The organism is Cytophagales bacterium (genome assembly GCA_019456305.1).
Lineage (GTDB): Bacteria > Bacteroidota > Bacteroidia > Cytophagales > VRUD01 > VRUD01.
This window is the reverse complement of the sequence record VRUD01000031.1, coordinates 1-2,643: the sequence shown is the minus strand read 5'-3', so window position 1 is coordinate 2,643 and position 2,643 is coordinate 1. Positions and strand designations below refer to the sequence as shown.

Sequence of the window (2,643 nt, the reverse complement as noted above, 5' to 3'; positions counted from 1 at the left end):
ATTAATTGTTATTGTTTGACTGGTAGAACTATCCGACCACAAATAGGATGAATATCCACTTCCGGCATCTAAGGTGAGGGTATCACCAGAACAAATTGATGTATCGGATCCTATATCAAGCGGTAAAGCAGGAAGTTCGGATATAGTTACAGTATCATCTGCTGTACACTCATTAGAGTCTGTAACCGTTACTGTATAGGTTCCTGCAGATATTCCTGTTATATCCTGAGTAGCATCTCCTGTAGACCAGCTATATGTATAAGGTGGCGTGCCTCCCAAAACAATTAAATCTGCGCTCCCATCACTGGCTCCATTACAGGCGCTAACATTTATGATGGAATCTGAAAGAGAAATCCCATAATCCAAAGTGATAACTGCCATACTAATACAAAATTGATCGGCAGAGTTCAGTATTATATAATTAGTACCTCCGTAGATATAATTCGGAAAGTCGCATATAGTTTTGGAAAAAGTAACAGTATAGCAATCTCCGCAATTGCATGCACCTGGAGCAAAGGCGGTATCAATAACGATACCATTTAGTTTGAGCGTTATATAATTTGAACTTCCACAATTAGCATAATAAAGTGTAACATTCACTCTATTTACAATATTACCGACAGGAACCGGGTCTGAAAACGATCTTTGTGATGAATTCCAAACAGGGCATCCAAAAGCACAAGCATAACATTGATAATTACCAATAGGCCCTGCACATAAGCTACACCATCCCCCTGTCCAAAAAACTGTATCACTAACTGATTGAGAATAGCCGGTAAAGGGAAAACAAAAAATTATTAGCAGGACAATATTGAATTTATTTTTAAGCATTTTCAATTCTTTATTATTTAACGATTACAATTTTTTGTAAGGAAAAAAAATAATCTTTTCATGATTTTTTGTGGTATCATTTAATAATTAACAATTTATCAGTACTAACAACATTATTATCAATAACGATCTTATAAAAATATAATCCGTAGCTCAAAGCGCTTTCGCTGATTTTAAGGGTATTCTTTTCATTAACAAGTTTATAGGTAAATAATAATTTACCCATTATATCATACATTATCAATTTTCCTTCCTGCCATTTGTGTAATTGATAATCTATTTGCATATTACCGTCATTTGGATTGGGATAAACTTTTACCCAATTTTTAATACCTTTTACTGCTTTTATACTAACTACATTAGTTATCTGCACTTGCCTCACCATCGTATCACTCCTGCCTGCCGTATAAGCAATAAGCATTACACTATAAGTGCCCGTATCTAAATAGGTATGCGTAGTATTTTCAATTATACTGCTATCCCCATCTCCGAAAAACCACTTGTATGTGCAGGCGCTATCGCTGATATTAGTGAAATACACATTATTAATAATGATACTATCTACGCTAAAATCTGCTGTTGGTTGGTAGGAGCTATCTGTAAAACCCCAGCAATCGGTTTTTACTAAATATACCTCTCTAATACCTACAGTAGCAAAACTTTTTGTAGAGCCGCAAAGTATATAACCATTATCATTAGTAATTTGCATATCCAAGGCATCATCACCGTCTCCTCCGCCAAATCTTCTTGACCATAAGCTATCACCATTTTCATCAAGTCTAAGCAGCCACATATCGGTATTACCTGTTCCATCTTTATCACTACTTCCCGCTATAATATACCCACCATCAGGTAGTTGATGGATTGCCCTAAACCAATCATGCCCACTATATGCAAATGTCTTGCGCCATAGTTCATTGCCGCTTGCATCTAATCTTATAACGAATCCGTCAAGGTTAGAAAAAGGCGGCCAATCATAATAATTACTATATCCAGCAATAATATACCCACCATCCGTTGTCAAGTCAATAGCAAAACCATTATCCCAATAACTCATACCGCCATCAAAGGTTTTTGACCACTGAATAAACCCTGCGCTATCTGTTTTCATCGCATATACATCGTCCAGCGTTCCTGTATTTTTAGCCAAAGCGCCACCTACTATATAACCTCCATCCGGAGTTTGTTTTACACTATTAAGAGTGCTCCAGGTTCCTATTCCGTATCTCTTTTGCCATTGTACAACACCCGATGTATCTATTTTAATTAAAAACAGTCTGAGTATGCCGCCTGCAGTTGTCCAACCGCCCAATATATATCCATCATCATTGGTTTGCTGGATAGAAAGTCCGGCATCATCTCCCCAACCATAGGTTTTATCCCAGAGTAAATTGCCATTTTTGTCTGTTTTGATAAGCCATACATCTCCTCCAAAACCGCCAGGTGCATTTCCTTTTGAACCTACCACTAAATAATTTTCATCTTTATTTTGTATAACAGCCCCTGCATAATCTTCATACATTCCACCGAATGTTCTCACCCATATCGCATCTCCATATTTATTGATTTTAATTAACCTTATTCCAAGAGTACCTAATGAGTCAGAAGTTCCCGCAGAAACAATATAACCTTTATCTAAAGTTTCCTTTACTGAATGCCCCCTAATTGTGCTATAAGTTCTTTCAAAATAATATTGTGCCACGCCATTTTTAATAAACATCATACACAAACAAACTAATATGATAATACTTTTCGACATCCTGTTAATAATGATTAAATTATCTTAAGATTACCATTTTCAAGGTTTTAATC

At 36.1% G+C, this 2,643-nt stretch carries 2 protein-coding genes; both read right to left on the bottom strand.

Annotated features, from left to right (window positions below):
- Positions 1-831, bottom strand: an 831-nt coding sequence (locus tag FVQ77_08265; GenBank protein ID MBW8050318.1) for a hypothetical protein, incomplete at its 3' end; no start/stop codon positions are given.
- Positions 832-907: 76 nt separating this feature from the next.
- Entirely contained in the window at positions 908-2,590 is a 1,683-nt protein-coding gene (locus FVQ77_08260) for a T9SS type A sorting domain-containing protein (protein ID MBW8050317.1), read from the bottom strand.
- Positions 2,591-2,643 lie beyond the last annotated feature (53 nt).